This window comes from Megasphaera sp. UBA4233 (assembly GCF_002395615.1).
GTDB lineage: Bacteria > Bacillota > Negativicutes > Veillonellales > Megasphaeraceae > Megasphaera > Megasphaera hexanoica.
The window spans coordinates 1-20538 of record NZ_DGXL01000027.1; the positions used below are offsets into that span (position 1 = coordinate 1).

18 protein-coding genes are annotated in these 20538 nt (G+C 50.3%); 16 read left to right on the top strand and 2 right to left on the bottom strand.

Going from position 1 to position 20538, the window contains the following annotated elements:
• Window positions 1-197 precede the first annotated feature (197 nt).
• Window positions 198-1100, bottom strand: a complete 903-nt coding sequence (locus B2U90_RS09875) for a DMT family transporter (RefSeq protein WP_292017682.1) — start codon at window positions 1098-1100, stop codon at window positions 198-200.
• Window positions 1101-1319: 219 nt separating this feature from the next.
• On the opposite strand from B2U90_RS09875, the gene B2U90_RS09880 reads away from it, so the two are divergent.
• The 8 genes from B2U90_RS09880 (at window position 1320) to B2U90_RS09915 (ending at window position 8806) form a co-directional block, all read left to right on the top strand.
• Window positions 1320-2771, top strand: coding sequence for a nicotinate phosphoribosyltransferase (locus B2U90_RS09880; protein WP_059077353.1), 1452 nt, complete (start codon window positions 1320-1322; stop codon window positions 2769-2771).
• A gap of 124 nt (window positions 2772-2895) precedes the next feature.
• Window positions 2896-3717: an ADP-ribosylglycohydrolase family protein gene (locus B2U90_RS09885; RefSeq protein ID WP_059077352.1), complete on the top strand. Its 822-nt coding sequence runs from the start codon at window positions 2896-2898 to the stop codon at window positions 3715-3717.
• Complete coding sequence (gene larE / locus B2U90_RS09890; RefSeq protein ID WP_292017683.1) at window positions 3714-4547, top strand: ATP-dependent sacrificial sulfur transferase LarE; 834 nt, start codon at window positions 3714-3716, stop codon at window positions 4545-4547. Before B2U90_RS09885 ends, larE begins: the two co-directional genes overlap by 4 nt.
• Window positions 4544-5182, top strand: a complete 639-nt coding sequence (nth, locus tag B2U90_RS09895; RefSeq protein WP_059077350.1) for an endonuclease III — start codon at window positions 4544-4546, stop codon at window positions 5180-5182. The genes larE and nth overlap by 4 nt, the downstream gene beginning before the upstream one ends.
• Window positions 5183-5248: 66 nt before the next feature.
• Window positions 5249-6037: an HD domain-containing protein gene (locus B2U90_RS09900; RefSeq protein ID WP_292017684.1), complete on the top strand. Its 789-nt coding sequence runs from the start codon at window positions 5249-5251 to the stop codon at window positions 6035-6037.
• Between the two features lie 121 nt (window positions 6038-6158).
• On the top strand, window positions 6159-7097 hold the full coding sequence (locus tag B2U90_RS09905; protein WP_292017685.1) for an NAD-dependent epimerase/dehydratase family protein: 939 nt from the start codon (window positions 6159-6161) through the stop codon (window positions 7095-7097).
• A 169-nt stretch (window positions 7098-7266) separates the two neighbouring features.
• Window positions 7267-8220: a 2-hydroxyacid dehydrogenase gene (locus tag B2U90_RS09910; RefSeq protein ID WP_292017687.1), complete on the top strand. Its 954-nt coding sequence runs from the start codon at window positions 7267-7269 to the stop codon at window positions 8218-8220.
• Window positions 8221-8311: 91 nt separating this feature from the next.
• Window positions 8312-8806, top strand: coding sequence for a hypothetical protein (locus B2U90_RS09915; RefSeq protein ID WP_113856208.1), 495 nt, complete (start codon window positions 8312-8314; stop codon window positions 8804-8806).
• On the opposite strand, the gene rnhA is transcribed toward B2U90_RS09915, so the two are convergent.
• A complete protein-coding gene (gene rnhA / locus B2U90_RS09920; RefSeq protein ID WP_292017688.1) occupies window positions 8803-9492 on the bottom strand; it encodes a ribonuclease HI in 690 nt (229 codons plus the stop codon). The genes B2U90_RS09915 and rnhA overlap by 4 nt on opposite strands.
• 92 nt (window positions 9493-9584) lie before the next feature.
• Between rnhA and B2U90_RS09925 the strand changes: the two genes are divergently transcribed.
• The 8 genes from B2U90_RS09925 (at window position 9585) to B2U90_RS09960 (ending at window position 20432) form a co-directional block, all read left to right on the top strand.
• Window positions 9585-9923: a hypothetical protein gene (locus B2U90_RS09925; protein ID WP_292017690.1), complete on the top strand. Its 339-nt coding sequence runs from the start codon at window positions 9585-9587 to the stop codon at window positions 9921-9923.
• Window positions 9924-9935: 12 nt separating this feature from the next.
• On the top strand, window positions 9936-10577 hold the full coding sequence (locus B2U90_RS09930; RefSeq protein ID WP_170087715.1) for a sugar O-acetyltransferase: 642 nt from the start codon (window positions 9936-9938) through the stop codon (window positions 10575-10577).
• Window positions 10578-10657: 80 nt separating this feature from the next.
• A complete protein-coding gene (locus B2U90_RS09935) occupies window positions 10658-11194 on the top strand; it encodes a gamma carbonic anhydrase family protein (RefSeq protein WP_292017691.1) in 537 nt (178 codons plus the stop codon).
• A 12-nt stretch (window positions 11195-11206) separates the two neighbouring features.
• Window positions 11207-12295, top strand: a complete 1089-nt coding sequence (locus tag B2U90_RS09940) for an iron-containing alcohol dehydrogenase family protein (protein WP_292017692.1) — start codon at window positions 11207-11209, stop codon at window positions 12293-12295.
• A 502-nt stretch (window positions 12296-12797) separates the two neighbouring features.
• Window positions 12798-14006, top strand: coding sequence for an acyl-CoA dehydrogenase family protein (locus B2U90_RS09945; RefSeq protein ID WP_059077342.1), 1209 nt, complete (start codon window positions 12798-12800; stop codon window positions 14004-14006).
• 226 nt (window positions 14007-14232) lie between these two features.
• The gene (locus tag B2U90_RS09950; RefSeq protein WP_292017693.1) at window positions 14233-16431 is read left to right on the top strand and encodes a DUF3656 domain-containing U32 family peptidase; all 2199 of its coding nucleotides are present in this window, start codon (window positions 14233-14235) and stop codon (window positions 16429-16431) included.
• A gap of 49 nt (window positions 16432-16480) precedes the next feature.
• Entirely contained in the window at window positions 16481-18847 is a 2367-nt protein-coding gene (locus B2U90_RS09955; protein ID WP_059077340.1) for an endonuclease MutS2, read from the top strand.
• Window positions 18848-19040: 193 nt separating this feature from the next.
• A complete protein-coding gene (locus B2U90_RS09960; RefSeq protein WP_075582153.1) occupies window positions 19041-20432 on the top strand; it encodes an amino acid permease in 1392 nt (463 codons plus the stop codon).
• Window positions 20433-20538: the final 106 nt, after the last annotated feature.

Consider the following 20538-nt stretch of genomic DNA (forward strand, 5'->3'; position numbering starts at 1 on the left):
TGCCAGCTGAGCTAATGGTCCATGCGATGTGTCTTCTTGCTGAGCACATTGATAATATTACACCAGTTGAAGAAAAAATGCAAGTCTTTTTTTTCGATTTATACAGATGCAACGAGATAAAGCCGATTTCATGCCACACAGGTCTGTATATACAGCTATACGGAACTGTGTGGCATGAAAAATCTGATGAGGACTATCTATTGCTCTTTTCTGTCCGGGTTAAACAGGATATGGCTGGGAATCTGGGCGGCAAAAATCCCGATAGACATGAGGATACATCCTGATAATTCCCGCAGAGTCATCGATTCACCGAGTATAAAGAATCCAGCAAGGGCACTGAAAATCATTTCACAGCTGAGAAGGAGTGAAGCTTCTGTAGGTGGCACGTGTTCCTGTCCGACAATCTGCAGGGTATAGCCGACACCGCTGGAAAAAATGCCGCAATAGAGGATGGGGATAGCCGATGCGGCAACGGCAGCCAGGGTCAGTGTTTCTCCCGCCAGGGGCATAGAAAGGAAGTTATAAATGCCACAGAATATGAATTGGCCTAAAGCTAGGTAGACGCCGCGATAATAGCGGACGAAGCGATCGACAATGAGGATGTGGAGAGCCCAGAAGAGGACGCCGGCCAGTTCCAGCACGTCGCCGATATTAAGTGGCTGGCTGTCACTGTGGAAGGCCAACAGGTACAGGCCGGCCAGAGCGGTCAGGCATCCTGCTATATGGGACAGACGCAGGGGATTGCGCAGGAACAGTCCGAGAATCGGGACGACGACGATGTATAAAGCAGTAATGAAGCCGGCTTTGCCCGCTGTCGTATAAAACATGCCTATCTGCTGCAGTGATGCGCCGGCATACAATACGAACCCGAGGATGGCACAAGCAGCCGGGAGTGACAAGTAGGAAGGAGGCGTGTCAAAATCCGGTGCCTGTTTACGACTGATCCACCAGACGACGGGCACAATGGAAAGGGCTCCGACCCAGAAGCGAATGCCATTGAAGGCAAAGGCACCGATCGTATCGGTGCTCACCCGTTGGGCGACAAAGGCACAACCCCAGAAAAACGTGGCGGCTAACAAGAAAAAACGGTCTTTTATCATGGTTATCCATTCCTTTTGAAAAATTTACAATATACGTATTATACCATATAGCGGCGTATTTATTTACTATAATTCTGCAAGTAGTTTTGTTCATATACGCCTACTACAAGATGACATGACAGGTGTAAATCATCAATGTAAAGAAAATGTCAACGAATCATTGGCATGGGGCTGAAATTTGATGTATAATAAAGTCAATATGATTGGGAGGCGAGAATATTGTATACAAATGCTTTGTTGACTGATCTTTATCAGCTGACAATGATGCAGGGACTGTATTTCGAAGGCAAACACAATCAGGCCTGCGTGTTTGACCGGTATTACCGGCATAATCCATTTAATGGGGGTTATACGGTAGTGGCCGGACTGGAACACCTCATTGACTATGTCAAGAATATCCATTTCAGTGATGATGATCTGGCTTATTTGAAGAGTACGGGGATTTTCGAAGATACCTTTCTGGATTATCTAAAACGATTCCATTTTACGGGGAGCATTTATGCTATGCCAGAAGGGACTGTCGCATTTCCGCAGGAAGTATTACTGCGTGTAGAAACGACAAAAGATGAATCCCTTTTACTGGAAACGTGCATGTCTATGATCATGAATCACGAAAGCCTGATTGCGACCAAGGCCCGCCGTGTCCGCTGTGTTGCTGGTGATGATACCCTGATGGAATTCGGCCTGCGCCGTGCCCAGGGGGCTTCTGCCGGTGTGTATGGTGCACGGTCTGCCATGATTGGCGGATTCAATGGCACGAGCAATATGCTTTCGGGAGCTAAATTTGGCATGCCTGTCATGGGGACGATGGCCCATAGCTGGGTCATGAGTTTTCCGACTGAACTGGAAGCATTTCGCACGTATGCCAAACATTATCCCAACAGTCTTATCCTCCTGGCCGATACGTATAATACACTGAAACAAGGGGTTCCCGATGCTATTACGGTATTCCGGGAAATGAAGGAAGCGGGAACACTGCCTTCTTTCTATGGCATCCGTCTGGACAGTGGTGATCTGGCATACCTTTCTAAAGAAGCGCATAAAATGTTCGCAGCAGCGGGATTCCCTGATGCCGTCATTGCCGCTTCCAATGATCTTGATGAAAACCTGATTGCCGAACTGAAGCTCCAGGGATGTGCTATCAGCTCCTGGGGAGTAGGGACTAATCTCATTACCGCCAAGGACAGCCCGTCGATGGGTGGCGTGTTTAAGATGGCTGGCCAATATGAAGGTGACAAGTTCATACCTAAAATCAAGATGAGCGATAATGCTGAAAAAATTTCCAATCCGGGCCGCAAGAATGTACTGCGCATTTACGATAAAACGACGGGCAAGATGAAGGCCGATATCATCATTCTCGAAGGAGAAACGATTGATCCGTCCAAAGATCTGCGCCTTTCCAGTGATAAGACGCCCTGGCGCTCCCGTATCATTCCGGCTGGTTCCTTTACGGTAAGAACGATGTTGCAGCCGGTGTTCGTCAAAGGCGAACTCGTCTATACGCCGCCGACGCTGAAGGATATCATGGCATATGCAGACCAGGAAATTGATACTTTGTGGCCGGAATACAAGCGACTTGTCAATCCGGAAACCATGTGGGTACAGCGCAGCACGCGCCTCTCTGAACTGCGTCATCAGATTCTGACAGAAGAAGCTGCTCATTTTCAATAATTAGAATCTGGTTCAAAAGCATACAAACGGGGATAAAATCTCTCTTTGTATGCTTTTTTTTCTCCTATCCCCTGTGATATAATAAATACGATTCTAATTTCTTTACCGGTGAGGTGATCATCAAATGTGGGGAACAATTATCGGTGATATAGCCGGTTCTGTTTATGAAATGCCCGTAGATGGGGCTGCTTCCATCAAGACAAAAGACTTCCCGTTCTGGGGAACAGGCTGCCGGTTTACCGATGACACGGTGACAACGGTGGCGGTCGGACAGGCACTGATGGAAAGCCGGATGAAAGGACAGGCGGTTACGCCTCTACTCTGTCGGTATCTCCGCTATTGGTGCCGCCGGTTTCCCGGCGTCGGGTACGGGCCGCGTTTTATCCATTGGTATGAAAGTGATGACATGGGGCCTTATGGAAGCTGGGCCAATGGAGCCGCTATGCGCGTCGCTCCGGCAGGATGGCTGGCAGATACTCTGGCAGAAGCACAATATCTGGCAGAACTGTCGGCCGTAGTTACGCATAATACGGAAGAAGCTATCCAGGGGGCTGTGGCTGTTTCGTCGGCGATTTATCTGGCCCGTGCGGGCATCCGGCGCGATGACATACGTGTGTATCTCCAAGACCACTTTTATCCGCTGGACCGCAGCCTCAATGAGATACGCCGGGATTATGGGTTTACTTCGCGGACATCCCGGAGCGTACCCGAAGCCATCGAAGCATTTCTCGAAAGCAGCGATTATGAAGATGCCGTCCGCAATGCTATTTCCCTCGGGGGAGATACGGATACACAGGCCGCCATAGCCGGCAGTATGGCCGAAGCATATTATGGCATACCGGAAAGGATGTGCCAGAAAGCGACATCCTATTTGCCAGCAGACATTCATCAACAGGTTGAGCGGCTGTATGCCTATATACATAACAGAAAGAGGGGGCTATCATGATAGAACCAGAAATGAAAGAACGATATGAAAAATTACGCGCTATATTAAAAGAAATGGAAAGCGTCGTCATCGGCTTTTCCGGCGGCGTAGACAGTACATTTTTGTCCTATACGGCGCACGATGTATTGGGGGACCAGGCCCTCGCTGTAACCGCCGTTTCACCGACGCTGCCGGAAAGCGAAGAACGGGATGCCCGTGATATGGCTGCCAGCATTGGTATCCGTCATCTCGTCGTCCATTCGACGGAATTTTCTGATCCGGAGTTTGTAAAAAATCCTAAGAACCGCTGCTATATCTGCAAGAAAATCCGTTTTACTGCATTGGTAAATCTGGCAAAACAGGAGGGCTTTCACTGGGTTGTTGATGGAGGGAATGTCGATGACCTGGGCGATTTCCGGCCGGGGATGAAAGCTCTGGAAGAAATGGCTGATGCCGTCCGCAGTCCGATGATAGAAGCGGGAATTACCAAAGCCGATATCCGGGCACTTTCGCAGGAACTGGGCCTCAGGACCTGGAATAAACAGAGTGCCGCCTGCCTGGCCAGCCGCATTCCTTATGGTGTGGAACTGACACCGCAGCGCCTTTCCATGATTGATAAAGCAGAACAATACATTGCGCCCTATATCACAGGGTCGCTGCGCGTCCGCTATCACGGCGATGTAGCACGCATCGAGGTGAGAGAAGATGAAATCCCGGCTATCCTGGCTCACCGCAAGGATATCGTACAGGCTTTGCGCCGTTGTGGATTTACCTATGTGTCGCTCGATCTGGGCGGTTACGAAATGGGAAGTCTCAATGAAGTAATTGAAACAGATGAGGAAGATAAATGAAAGTAACGAAACAAATCAAACAGGAAATGCTGCAGCGGTTTCAAGATCAATATGGCATCATGAAACCGGCTCTCCATTATACGTCGCCCTTTGAACTGATGATAGCCGTCATCCTGTCAGCCCAGTGTACGGATGAACGGGTCAATAAAGTAACAGCAGAAATGTTTCCTGCATACAATACGCCAGAAAAAATACTGACACTGGGACTTGAAGGTCTGGAAGAAAAAATCCGTACCTGTGGGTTGTATCACAGCAAGGCAAAAAATATTCTGGCTAATTGTGCCATTCTTTGTGAACAATATCATGGAGAGGTACCGCACACATTTGATGAACTGGTCAAACTTCCCGGCGTGGGCCGCAAGACGGCCAACGTACTGGTAAGCATTTTATACGATACGCCGGCCATCGCCGTTGATACCCATGTATTCCGCGTGGCGAACCGGCTTCAGTTGGCCATTGGCAGTACGCCCCTTGAAGTGGAAAAAGGGCTTCAGAGGGCCATTCCAAAAGAGTGGTGGAGCCGGGCCCATCACTGGCTTATCTGGCATGGACGCCGTGTCTGCAAGGCGAGGAAACCACTTTGTGACCAGTGTTTCCTCCAAGATCTGTGCCCGGGAAAGGAACAGGGTAAATAAGATGGACCGGGGACAGGCTATGGACCAGACTTGTTTCAGACACAGCGATTATGAAGGAGCGGGAACATGAACATAGACCGCCATCGCGTCATCCAGCGCTTTACAGCATACGTTCAGAAATTTGATCATACCGATGCCGGCGTCGTGCTCAAATATGAGCATTCCATGCGGGTGAGCCGGATTATAGAGGATATTGCCCGTGGTATATCGTTGTCTGACGGGGATGTAAATCTTGCCTGGTGCATAGGGGTGCTCCATGATATCGGGCGGTTTGAACAGCTCCGGGAATATCATACCTTCATTGATTACCGCTCTGTAGACCATGCAAAATATGGCGCAAAGTACTTATTCGGCGAAGGCCATATCCGGGATTTCCTGACTGATGCGTCCGAAGACGACGTAATCCGGCTGGCCGTGGGACTGCACAACGTCTTTCAGCTCCCCTGTGAGCTCACACCCCGGCAGAGGCAGTTCTGCCAGCTCATCCGGGATGCCGATAAGATTGACATTTTCCGCGTCTATGCAACGCATCTGGAGAAACCGGATAATGTCTGGCATACCGATTTGTCCCGGCTGAAAGAGCAGCCCATATCGGATGCTGTCATGGCACAGGCCCGAAGGATGCGGACTATCCGTACAGAAGACAAAAAGACCCGCATGGATTTTTATGCAGGCGTACTCTGCCTATATTTTGAACTGTCATATGCTGTAAGCCGGGAACTGGTAAAGGAACAGGGCTATTATGAAAAACTCCTCCAATTCCATTCCCGCAATCGGCAGACAGAAGCTCGGCTGGATGAAATCCGCAGTCTCGTAAAGTGCCTCGGAAATCAGCAGAATCAGGATGGTCTTTAAATAAATTTAAATTTTATTAGCGCATATCCCATTTACGTTATAAGAGGTGTATAATAGAATTCGTAATGATAAAATATTGGTAATTTTATCAGATAATAAAACTGATATAAGGAAAAGGGATATGATGAAGCTTTTAGTGACAGGTGGGGCTGGTTTTATTGGCTCCCACGTATTGGAAAAACTTCATGCTATGGTAGACAGGCAGGTCGTAGTCTTTGACAATTTGACGAGTGGTTCACCCGATAATGTACCGCCGGGTATGGAACTGGTACGGGGAGATGTACGGGATACGGATTCCCTTGAAAGTTTGTTTGCCAGCCATGATTTTGATGCAGTTATCCATCTGGCTGCACAAACATTAGTGCCGACTTCCGTTGCCAATCCCGTGATGGATCTTCAGGTTAATCTGGAAGGAATCCTGCATATTCTGGAATGTTGCCGGACCTACCATGTACATCACGTGCTGTTTTCTTCCAGTGCTGCTGTGTACGGGGATAATCCGCATGTTCCTCTGGTGGAAACGGAACGGCTTATGCCTTCTTCGCCGTATGGGATTACGAAGATGACGACAGAACAGTATCTGCGGGTCTATCATGAACTGTACGGCCTTGATGCGACGGTCTTCCGCTTTGCCAACGTGTATGGCGAACGTCAGGGAGAAAAAGGAGAGGGCGGCGTAGTCAGCATTTTCTGCAAGCTCCTGGCGATGGGCAAGGCCATTACGGTATACGGCGACGGCAGGCAGACCCGGGATTTTGTCTATGCCGGGGATATAGCCGATGCCATCATACAAGCGTTGCCGCTCAAAGGATTTCACACGTTCAATGTATCGACGGGAAAAGAAACGAGCATCAATGATTTGATCCGCTGCTTTGAAGACGCTATCGGACACTCTGCCGACGTGCACTACACCGAAGCGCGTACGGGAGACATCCTTCGTTCCGTGTTGAGTCATGATGCATTGAAACAGACATTGGGTATCGTTCCGGCCATGGAACTTCCTGAGGGAATTAAAAAAACGTATGCCTGGTATCAGAGCCAGCAATCAGAATGGAAATAGAAATGAACGACGGAGGCTGTTCCCAGAGGATGGCTTCCGTTTTTTTGCTTTGATTCTTTGTTTTTTATCTGCTTTGGGATACAATAATATTATGTAGTAGTAGAAATATACGGCAGCTGCATAGGAGAAATGCAGCATGATTCCAGCCGGTATAAAGGAGTGAATGATGATGAACCAACGTGTAGTCGTACTGAATGGTGCCAAGATGAATTATGATGGGAAACTGGATTTCTCCGTCCTTTCACCCGATACGGTCGTCTATGATGACACTCAGGCGGACGAAATCGTGGAACGGATTGACGGGGCGGCGGCCGTCATCACGAAGGAAATGCCCGTTCCGTCTGATATTATACAACGGTTTCCCGACAGCGTGAAACTCATCGTGGAAGCAGGGACGGGCTATAACAATATTGATATAGAGGCAGCAAGAGAAAAAGGGATTACCGTATGCAATATCCCGGCCTACAGCACACAGCGCGTGGCCCACACGGCCATTATGCTTCTCCTGAATCTGGCATCGTCCATGAGAGAGCAGATGGCTATGCTGGCAAAGGGAGACCGGCGCAACTTTACGGAACATCTCATGGTGCCCCATGGAGAAGTCAATGGAAAAATACTGGGCATTATTGGAGCCGGTCATATTGGCAGGGAAGTCATGAACATAGCCATCGTTCTCGGAATGGAAGTCGTCGTGTATACGCGTACGCCCCGGCCGGATGAAAATCACATTACCTATACGAATCTGGAAACGGTTCTCCGGACCTGCGACTATCTATCTATTCACTGCCCTCTGACGGACAAGACGCGTCATCTTATCGATAAGGACGCCATAGCACTGATGAAACCATCAGCCTGCATCATCAATACGGCCCGCGGTGCCATCATTGATGAACCGGCACTCATAGAAGCCCTGCAGGAGCATCGTCTGGCGGGGGCAGGACTGGATGTGCAGGAAACGGAGCCACCGGCAGCGGACAGCCCGCTTTATACGATGAACAATGTAATCCTCACACCTCATATGGGCTGGAAAGGCTTGGAAACGCGGCAGCGGCTGGTTCATATCATAGCCGATGACGTCCGTCATTTCTTCGATGGGAATCCTATCAATGTAGTTAGTCAATAAAATCGTTTCAGACAAGAACGTCGTTCCGGCGTTGAGGTCATAGAAAAATGCCTGCTTCTGACAAGACAGAAGCAGGCAGGGAGAACTGGATATGCAAGATCGTTGGAAAGTTTCGGTCCGGCTGGCATCGTTTCTGGCACTGGCGCTGGTATTGCAGAGCATCCGCCTGGTCGTACCGCTGCCGGGACCGGTAAATATGTTTTTTATTGGCAGTCTGCTCAATGCAGTCATGATTCTGTCTATCTGGCAGACTCGTTCGTACCGGGCCTGTATTATCGGTCTGATACTGCCTATGGGGGCATTTCTGCAGGGACAACTGCCACTGGTTTTCCTGATTCCTGTCATCGGTCTGGGCAATGCCTGCTTCATGGCCTGGGTATATCGCTTCCGCCGCAGCCGGGCTGCCCTTTTTGCCGGGCCGCTCGTGAAAGCGGGCATCCTCTATGGAGGTACAAACATCGTCCTCGCCATAGTGGCACTACCGGATGTAGTGGGGCAGACACTCAGCTTTATGATGAGCTGGCCTCAGATAGTAACGGGTTGTGTGGGAATCGTCCTGGCCGGTATCGTCTGGCGGCGGCTTTAGTATTTCATGGCTTCTTTTTTTGCCAGCTGGTCGCATCGTTCGTTCAGATCGACACCGGCGTGGCCTTTGACCCAGTGAAACGTTACGTGATGACTGCCATAGAGAGCGTCGAGAGCCATCCACAGTTCCCGGTTGAGTACGGGAGTCCCATCGGCCTTTTTCCAGCCCCGGCGCTTCCAGGCAGCCAGCCAGCGGGTGATGCCGTTCTTTAAATACTGGCTGTCCGTATAGAGAGCGACCCGTGAACCGGCCGGGGCCCACTGCAGGGCTTTGATTGCTGCTGTCAGTTCCATCCGGTTATTGGTCGTAGAAGGATGACCGCCAGATTGTTCGGAAACGGCCCCTGTGGCAATAGTACGGGCAACCATAGCCCAGCCGCCGGGACCGTCGGGATTTCTCAGGCAGGACCCGTCGGTATAAATGATGTAGTCCTGATCTGTATCTGCCGGCTGTTCCTGATGCAGCTGGGGCACCTTTTCCCCGTGGAACAGGCGATGACCGGAGGACTGTGCCGTATGAGAACCGGCGGAATCATCACCAGACAGCCAGCGCATCGCCTCTTCTGCACTGGTAAATCCTTTGAAACGGGCTCCGGCATAGCCGGTTACCTGTTTCTGGCATTCAGCCCAGGTGGTAAACAGTCCAGTCTGGCGGCCGTTTCGTACGGCATATATTTTTTTTGGCATAGAAACACCTCATTTCAGAATTATTATCGTACTGATTGTATCATGGAATGAACCGATTTAATAGAGAAAACCATAGAAAGGATGTTCGTACTATGAAATACAGGATGTCCCTCATGCGCTTTATTTTACTAATTTTTGGTTGTTTCTTTGTCCTGTCTGGAGTGCAGGCAGCGACTATCATCAACAGCGATGGCTATTATAAAGATATCCGCCTTGCAGGAAAAGTACGGGTTGTCGATTCTTTTCCCGATATACGGGTACAGGTCGTTCAGAGCTTTCCTGATTTACGCGTTAAAGTTGTCGATTCCTTTCCCGATAGCATTGGTGAGTGGCAGTTTGTAAGTTATGGGGAAGATTTTACCATCCAGTTTGTCGATTCGTTCCCTGATATCCGTATCCGTTTTGTCCATAGTTTTCCCGGAGTAGAATAATGGAGGTATATTATGACAGAAGAAGAAAAAATATTTTCAGGTCATATCTTTAACAACCGTTGTAGTGAACTGGTAGAAATCAAGCGGCGCACCCACCGGCTGTGCCGGGAATATAATCGCCTCGATGAGACTGACCCCGCAAGAACGGATATCATGCGTCAGGTCATGGGATCCATCGGCCGGATATTTTATTTTCAGGGACCGCTCCAGTTCAACTATGGCTGCCATACGTTTATCGGGGAAAATTTTTTTGCTAATTTCAATCTGGTCGTCATGGACGATGCCCGCGTATTCATTGGCGATAACGTATGTATCGGCCCCAATGTATCACTTCTGGCAACGAATCATCCCCTTCTTCCACAGGAACGGCTGGGCCTGAGTGAAGAAGGGCGGATGACTATGGCCGAATTTGCCGAGGATATCCATATCGGGAATAATGTCTGGATTGCTGCTAATGTAGCCGTCCTGGGCGGTGTTCATATCGGTGACAACGTGGTCGTCGGAGCCGGATCGGTCGTGACAAAGGATATTCCTGACAATTATCTGGCTTTTGGCGTTCCCTGCAAGCCCATCCGGCCCATTACAGTTGACGATTCCCAGGCCTGGCGCATCCTGCCGGAGGACCGGGAGTTTTTCCGGAACAATCTGAAATAGGCAGTACCTTTTGTGCCTGCCATCGAAATGGTATATAATAGATGCGTGTAACATAATGAAATAGTACAGGAGGAATTCGTATGGCATATATTTATCCCTTCCGCGGCCAGTGGCCGGATATTGATCCCGGCGCCTATCTGGCAGATAATGTAACGGTTGTCGGCAAGGTTACCATAAAAAAAGGAGCAAACCTGTGGCCTGGCGTCCTCGTCCGTGGTGATGATAACGAAATTATCATCGGTAAAGGCGTCAATATACAGGACAATACGGTGATTCATGTGGATCCCGGCGATCCGCTCGTCCTGGACGATTATTGCATGGTTGGCCACAGTGCCGTCATCCATTGCAAACATATCGGCAGTGGTACACTGATTGGCATGGGTGCCATTTTACTGGCTAATGCCGATATCGGAGCAGAATGCATCATTGGGGCAGGAACCATGATTACGCAGAATAAAGTTATCCAGCCCCGTTCCATGGTGTATGGGACGCCCTTTAAATTCGTCCGGTCTCTGCGGCAGGAGGAAGTCGATGCCGTTCGTAAAGATATCTTGGAATACGAGGCGCTGGGGCAGGAATACAAGGCCATGCAGAAAACGATGCAGCAGAAAAAATAGGAGGGATTACTCATGTTTATGTATGAAATGCCGACCCGCCTGTATTTTGGCAAAGATTGTCTGAAGGGAGCAGGGAAGAATCTGAAGCAGCTGGGAAAAAAGGCACTGATCGTGACGGGACGCCATTCCGCAAAAATCAATGGGTCCCAGAAGGCCGTAACGGATGCACTGGAATCAGAGGGTGTAGCCTGGGTATTGTTTGACCAGATAGAAAACAATCCTTCTATCGACACCGTCCGCAGGGCCGCTGACTTTGGCAAATCCCAGCATGTCGATTTCGTTATCGGCATCGGTGGTGGTTCCCCTATGGATGCGGCGAAAGTCATAGCCCTTCTATGTACGAATGACCTGGATGATGCGGCGTTATTTACCGGTCCTTATGTCCGGCCGCTGCCTATCGTGACCGTTCCGACGACATCCGGAACGGGTAGTGAAGTGACGAAAGTAGGCGTGCTGACCAATCACCATGCCGGGACGAAACAATCGGTCAATACACCCCTTATTTTCCCCGTACTGTCCTATGCGGATCCATCCTTTACAGAAAGCGTCAGTACGACTGTGACTATGGATACGGCCGTTGATGCCCTATCCCATGCCATAGAAGGGTATATGTCGCGGAAATCGACTCCCATGAGTGACGTATGGGCAGAAGAAGCGATGCGCTTCCTCGGTCCCCATCTGACTGATCTGGAAGGAAATATCCCTTATGTCGTCCGAGAAGACCTGATGTACGGCGCGACGACTGCCGGTATGGTCATCGCCCAGACGGGAACGACTCTGGTACACGGCATGGGTTATCAGCTGACTTATTATAAAGGATTGTCCCATGGCCGGGCGAATGGCCTGTTATTGCCGGGGTATATGCGGCTCATGACAGAAACGATGGAAGATAAGGTGGAAAAAATCTGGGACATCCTGGGATTTTCCGGCCTGCAGGACTTTGCGGACTGCCTGCACAGTCTCATGCCGGAACGGGTTTCCCTTACGGTAGAGGAAATAGAAGAGTATGTCCGGCTGACGCTGCCTACGGGAGCAGTTGCGTCCACACCTTATGAAGTGAATGGTGAAGTCATTGCCCGTCTGTACCGGGAACTGGCCTGAACCAGACGGGTACCGTGAGTGCCGTACCGGATGAAAACCGGCTCTGTGTGAAGATGGATAGCTTCACACAGAGCCGGTTTTTATGTACATGATAAGCCATAACTAAGAAAATGCAATACAAGCATAATATTTTGAAATTATTGGCATAAAGGGATAGACAATTGCGAAAAAAAAGTATATCATACTGAGTATGTGATGGAAATAACATAAAGGAGACCGCTGCTCTCCCTTATTTCTGGCCTGCAAGCAGTAAGGAAAGGGCCCTGTGTCCAGTATACGGCGCCATCGCTAAATATTTTTGTAAATATTTAAATAAAGAGTCTACAAAACAGATATTATGTGATATAATGAACATAAAGCGTGAAACACCCGAGTACCTATCATTGATTTCAGCAGCTACCGTCATAACGGGTAGCTGTATGATATAATTAATAGCCCCAAATGGCATAGCCTGTACTATACTATTTTCTGGCTATGACTTTAATCAAAGGAGAGATGTAAAATGGGTTATATTCTTAACAAAGACCAGATGGACATCGTTAATTTGGCAAAAGACTATGCAGTAAAGAAAGTTATGCCGCTCGTACCGGAACTGGACAACGCTCCGGAACTGACACCGGAAACAGAAGAAGGCAAAAAACTTCTCGACCTCTATCAGGGCGCTGTTGACCTCGGCCTGACGACTCTGGAAATTCCGGAAGAATACGGCGGCCTTGGCCAGGACTACTACACTGTAGCCGCTGCATACGAAGAATTGTCCAAAGTTGATGCTGGCTTTGCTACAGCAGTAGCCGCTTCTTCCCTCGGCCTGAAACCGATCCTCCAGCACGGCAATGACGAACAGAAAAAACTCTATGCCGATTTCCTCAACGGCGAAAAGACGTCTGAAAAAGCTCCGGTACCGGGCTTCTGCGCATTCTGCTTAACCGAACCGGATGCTGGTTCTGATGCTTCCAACAGCAAGACGACAGCTAAAAAAGTTGGTGACGAATATATTATCGACGGCACGAAATGCTTCATCACCAACGGCGGCGTTGCTTCCGTTTACACCGTATTCGCTGTAACGGATAAGACGAAGGGCGTAAAAGGCATCTCTGCTTTCATCGTTGAACGTGACCGCGAAGGCGTTTCCATTGGCGCTGAAGAAAACAAGATGGGCATCCGCCTCTCCAACACGACAGAAGTTATCTTCCAGGACGTTCATATCCCGGCTGATCACCTCGTAGGCGAAGAAGGCAAAGGCTTCATCTATGCTATGCAGACGCTGGACCTCGCCCGTCCTATGATTGGTGCCCTGGCAGTTGGTATTGCTCAGCGCGGTATCGACGAAGCTGTTAAATATGCTCAGGTTCGTCAGACATTCGGCAAACCGATCATCAAACACGAAGCTATCGCTTTCAAACTGGCTGATATGGATATCCAGACAGAAGTTGGCCGTTCCTCCATCATCAACTTCCTCAACAAATACTATGACGAAAGAAAGAATGGCCGTTACAACTACTCCCGTGAAGCTGCTATCTGCAAATGCTTCTGCGGCGATATGTGCGTACAGGTAGCTCTCGATGCTATCCAGATCCTCGGCGGTTTCGGCTACAGCCGTGAATATCCGGTTGAAAAACTCGTTCGTGATGCTAAAATCATGCAGATCTATGAAGGCACCAACGAAGTACAGAGAATCGTTATCTCCGGCCAGATTACAAAGAAACACTAATTTCACAGGTCGTACAACGGTCACATGCTTTGGCATGTGGCCGTTTTTTTCTGGGAGAACGTTGATGGCTCGAATAAAAGACATTGCTAAGGATAAAACAGAAGTGGTACAATAAAAGTCACGTATACAAGATAGTTGAGTATATTTCACTTCAGAATATAGAGTTAGTTTGTCCAGGTATCTCTGCAGGATAGCTGGCATACGAAGGAGAATATAAGGAGGAATTATGGCAGAGTTACTGGCTCCGGCAGGTTCACTGGATACGGTACGGGCGGCAATCGACGCCGGTGCCGATGCGATTTATCTGGGTGGGAAAGGGTTTAATGCCCGCAAATTTGCTCACAATCTGAGCGATGAGGAAATGGCTCAGGCCGTGCGGATAGCCCATCTGATGGGCGTTAAGATTTATGTCACCGTAAATATTCTCGTGGCAGACACGGAACTATCTGATTTGACGGCCTATCTGAAAAATCTGGATGATTTGTCTGTCGATGGCATCATCGTGCAGGACCTGGCTGTGGCGGAGATTGCCCGGCGCGTCGTACCAAAGCTGCCGCTTCACGGGAGCACCCAGATGACCGTATCCGATCTGAATGGCGTGCGTTTCCTGGAACGGCTCGGTTTCACCCAGGTCGTACTGGCGCGGGAACTGCCTCTTTCGGAAATCCGCTATATCTGTGCCCATGCTCACGCTGCCATTGAAGTTTTCATTCACGGCGCATCGTGCATGGCTTATTCCGGACAGTGCCTGATGAGCAGTTTTATCGGCGGCCGCAGCGGGAATCGCGGCGCCTGTGCCCAGCCGTGCCGCCTGCCGTATCAGCTGTATGACGGCGATGATCTCCTGACCGGAGAAGCGTCTTATATACTGAGCCTGAAAGACCTGAACAGTTCTTCTGAGATATATGAACTCCTGTCTGCCGGCGTTTCCTCGCTCAAAATTGAAGGGCGCATGAAAGGATGCGGTTACGTGCGTACCGTTGTGGGAGCCTATCGCAGCCTTTTGGATAGCTGGCATCAGCCTGCGACAGAGCAGAAACACTGTCTTCGTGAAGCGGAAGAACAGCTGAAACAGAGTTTCAACCGCACCTATCAGGCCGATTTTCTGAAGGACCATCTGGGCCGGCACACCATCACGGCAGGTATACCGGGAAACCGCGTGCCCAATACGGGAGGCGGAGATCCGGGCCTGACCCGTCATATACCCGTCTACGGTCATGTAGATTGCACTGACCAGGGAAATTTGCGCCTGACCCTGTGGGACGAAGACGGCCATACGGCTGAAGCCGTCTCTTCTTTTCAGCCGGAACGGGCAACACGACGGCCGGCGACGCGTGACTGGGTCAAAGGGCAGCTGGAACGATTGGGTGACACCTGTTTTACTCTGGCAGATGCATCTGTCTGGAATGAATCGCACATGATTCCGGCCAGTATCCTGAATGAACTGCGCCGTCAGGCGGCAGACCGGCTAGAAGAGGATATCCTATCCGGCTATGATCGCCCCTCTGCGGGAAGGGCAGAAACGGATACGACTTTTGTAAGGGCGGCATCTATAGCGGATACGGCACCCTGTATTACCGTGCGTTGTGACTCGCCCGCTCAGGCCGAGGCGGCACTCAGGGCAGGAGCCGGCCGTATCATATATGGAGGAGAAACGTACGATCATCATTTCGTGACGGCAGAGGAATGGAAACGGGTATCGGCCCTGACCGCATCGTATGGCCGTGAATTATGGGCCGCGACGCCGCGGGTCCTGTGGCCCCGTCAGGTGGCTGCCGTGCGGACGGAACTCCGCCTGGCAGTAGAAGCGGGTATATCTGGCATCTATGCTGGCAATATGGGGATATTTCCGTTATTGGAATTAGAAGGCCTGTCCCTTCCCTGCAGTGCCGACTGGTCACTCAATATTTTTAACAACCAGAGCGCTCAGGCCTACATTCATGTCGGATGTAGTGAACTGACTCTGTCTCCGGAACTGACATTGAGGCAGATTGGACGGATTATCCGGCAGGTACCCGTTTCCATAGAAGTATTGGCAGAAGGCCGGCTGGAAATGATGATTACCGAATTTTGCCAGGCGGCGGCCTGTCTCAGCAAAGAAGGGAAAGGGCATTGCAATGGTGCCTGTAGCGGCCGCCATCTGTCACTGGAAGACCGCCATGGCATGCATTTTCCTGTCGTGACTGACCCGTTCTGCCGCAATCATATCCTCAATAACCGTGATCTGGACATGGCTCCGTACTATAAGGATCTCCGGGCAGCCCATATCAGCCGGCTGCGTATCGAAGGCCGGGGCCGCAGTGCAGACTGGGTATCGGTGCAGACAGCTCGATACGTACGGTTATGGGAAGGCCGGGAAACAATGCTTCTGGGGAAAGAAGACCAGCATGTCACGCGGGGGCATTTCTTCCATGGCATTATATAAGAAATAAAGATAGCGATTAGTAAACGAAATAAAAGGAGTTTTACCCTATATGAATAAACGTAGTATGCGGATTTTGGGATTTTATCAGGTGCAGAACCAGCTCGTCAGGCTGGCTCCGTCACGTCTTTCCAAGGAAATAGCCCGCCGTCTGCGTCCTGAATCCGATGCAGATGTAGTGGAAGCGCGCCTGGCTGATACGGAAGAAGCCTGGCACTGCTTGCAGCGGGAAGCCTCTGTGCCCTTCGGAGGAATCACCGATATCCGTCCGGCATTGGAAAAGGCAAAGCGCGATGTGACACTCGACGGGCAGGACTGCATTGATATCTGGCACAATGCCCAGCGGTACGGAGAAATCAGGGTGTATTTTGCGGAAAAAGAAGGCGATTATCCACGTCTGTCCGGTCAGGCCTCCCACATCGGCGATTTTTCCCTCATCATTCACAAAATCGCCCAGGTATTCGACCAGAACCACCAGATCCGCGACAATGCGTCTGTCGAGCTTTTGCGCCTGAGAACGCGGATTTCTGAATTGGAACGGCAGACGAAACGGTACGTCCACAATGTACTCCAAAATAAAGAATATCAGAAGTATTTCCAGGATGCCTTGGTAACGGTCCGCAACAACCGCTACGTCATTCCTGTCAAGCAGGAATACCGGCATGCCTTCCCCGGCATTGTCCACGATACCTCCGCCAGCGGGGCTACATTGTATATTGAACCCATGGCCATCGTCAACGCCAATAACGACCTGCAGGCGGCCCGTATCGCAGAAACGAGGGAAATCGAAAAAATTTTCCGCCGCCTGACGGCCCTTATCGCCGGAGATTATGAAAATCTCTACGACAGTACCTATGCCGTAGGAAAGCTGGAATTTATCTTTGCCAAGGCACAGCTGGCTCTTTCTATGAAAGCGACGCGGCCGGTTATTTCCAAAAGGCGGATGGTAAAACTCATCCAGGCCCGTCATCCTCTAATTGATGCGGTCAAGGTCGTACCCAATACAATTGTCATAGGGGGAGAATACCGCATACTCCTTATTACGGGCTCCAATACGGGCGGCAAGACCGTTTCCATGAAGACCTTGGGCCTTCTGGCTCTCATGCATCAGTCCGGATTGTTCCTGCCCGTCATGGAGGGGTCGGAATTGCCCATATTCCGCGACATTTTTTCCGATATTGGTGACGAACAGGATATTTCCCAGAATCTCAGTACCTTTTCCAGCCACATGAAGCAGCTCATTTATATCCTGAAACACTGTGGTCCCGACGATCTGATCCTGGCAGATGAACTGGGATCTGGCACGGATCCTGCTGAAGGCAGTGCTATTGCCATCGCCATCCTCAAGAATTTGTACACCAAGGGCTCTTATGTCATGGTGACGACCCACTATAATGATTTGAAAAACTTTGCCTATAATACGCCGGGCATCGAAAATGGCCATGTGGAATTCGATGTGAATACACTGAAACCGACGTACAAGCTGCGCATTGGTTCGGCAGGCAGTTCCCATGCCTTCAGCATCAGTGAACGGCTGGGCATGCCCAAAGAGATTCTCGACGAAGCGAAAGAACTGCGTAGCAGGGCTCAGGACGTCGATATGGAAGCCATCCTGACCAAACTAAATGCCCAGTCCAAACGCATGGATGAAGAAGAACAGGAACTAGAGGCGAAACTGGCCAGCGCGCGCCAGATAGAAGAGGCACTGCGCAGGGAAAAAGAAAAAGTCACTTCCAAGCGGCAGGATATTATCGATTCCAGCCGGCGTCAGGCCGTCGATATGAAACGCAATCTGCGGCTGGAGGCAGAAAAAATCATCCGGGAGTTAAAAGCCCAGTCGAAAGAATCGTTGAGTGAAAAGGAACGGATGAAGGCCATCGAACAGGCCCGCCGCGCCATCCAGCAGATTTCCCTGCCCGAAGCAGAAAAGCCGCACCGCGATCCCATCGACCCGGCCCAGCTGAAAACGGGCCAGCAGGTCTATATCAATTCTCTCGACGGGCTGGGAACAGTAGAAAAAATCCACGGCAAGAAGGTGACCGTATCGGTGCGCGGCATGACCGTCCGCGTCAAGATACAGGACATCAGTGCCCCTTATTTGTCAGAAATTAAGAAAGAAAAGCAGGAAGAGAAACGGGAACAGAGCCGTTCGTCCTTCCGGCCAATCCGGACCGGTCCTGTTGCGACAGAGCTCAACATTATCGGCAAGACCGGACCCGAAGCCATCCCCGAAATCGAACGGTTCCTCGATCAGGCACTGGCTGCCGGATTCAGTCCGGTCCGCATCATCCATGGCAAAGGCAGTGGTGCCCTGCGAAGAGCCGTCCACGCCTTCCTGGATGAACAGCCCTTTGTCAGACAGTACAAACTCGACGATGCCCAAAATGGCGGAGACGGTGTCACCTTAGTATATTTTTAGCATAGTAAAAAGACGCGGAATTACGTTGTAATGACTGTTTCCGCGTCTTTTTACTATTTACAAATATTTATACAGGCGATGAAATATAGTCATGGATTTTGGCGTTGTTATATGATAAAATAGGTCCACAAAGGGATATTTTTTATGTTTTCTCGTAAAATGGGAAAATATAGTAAGAAATGGAGGAAAGTATATGAATTTATTACGTCGTAAATCATTCGACGACTTGCTGGCCCATACGCAGGAGAAAAAGTTGACCAAGGCATTGGGCGCCTTTGACATCACACTTATGGGGCTGGGTATCATCATCGGAACGGGGATTTTTGTCCTGACGGGTATTGGAGCGGCCAAATATGCCGGCCCTGGACTCATGCTGTCTTTTGTATTCGCGGCCATTACCTGCGCCTTTGTCTGTCTGGCCTATTCCGAACTGGCATCGTTTCTTCCCGTATCGGGGAGCTCGTATACGTACGCCTACGCATCGCTGGGTGAAATATTCGGCTGGTGGGTCGGCTGGAGCCTGATTCTGGAATATTCCGTCGGAGCCAGTGCCGTAGCCGGTGGCTGGTCTGCCTATTTTGTCGGCATCCTTCATTCCTGCGGTATCGACCTGCCCAAGGCACTGACCAGCGTACCCGCTGATGGTGGTATCATCAATCTGCCGGCTGTGCTCATCGTCCTTTTGGCAACGGCCCTTCTCGTCGTCGGTGTCCGGGAAAGTGCCAGGGTCAATCGGATTCTCGTCTTTGTCAAAATCGGCACGATTTTCCTGTTCTTATTCCTGGCAGCGCCGCACATTGAGCCGGCCAACTGGCAGCCCTTCCTGCCCTTTGGCATGCAGGGCGTATTTGCCGGCACAGCCGTGCTGTTTTTTGCCTACCTTGGCTTTGACGCCTTATCTACGGCAGCAGAAGAAACGAAGAATCCGAAACGGGATATGCCAATCGGAATCATTCTGGCCCTGGCCATCTGCACCATCCTGTACATTGCTGTCTGTGCGGCCATGACCGGCGTCGTACCATATCCGATGCTGGATACGGCGGCTCCTGCTTCGTATGTCCTCGAATACATCGGCCTGCACCTGGGGTCGGCTATCGTCGGTACGGGCGCTATCTGTGGCCTTTCCACAGTCGTCCTTGGCATGCTCTTTGCCCAGAGCCGTGCTCTCTATTCTATGAGCCGGGACGGCCTCATGCCTATGAGTCTCTACAAAGTGCATCCGAAATTCCATACGCCTTATATCATTCAGATCATTATAGGCATAGTCGTCGCCTGTATCACGGGATTCACACCCATACACATCGTAGCGGAAACGTGCAGTGCCGGAACGATTTTTGCCTTCCTCTGCTCCTGCGTGGGCATTCTCATCCTGCGCCGCGTCTATCCCGACAAGCCGCGCGGATTCCGCTGCCCGGCCGTGCACATCATTGCTCCCCTGGGATTTATCTGCTGTGCCTTCATCTTCTCGGAATTATCTCCCCATACGCTCCTCCTCTTTGGCGGATGGTCTGTACTGGGACTGCTGATTTACCTCGTATATGGCAACCGTCATAGCGTATTGCAGAAAGAGGAAGCAGGAAAATAGGTGTGTTTACATCTACCATTATCGTCTTTATACTAAAAAAACAGCTGCATTACATTCTGTGTAACGCAGCTGTTTTTGTCTGTCTGGTATATCCCGGGCCCGATTG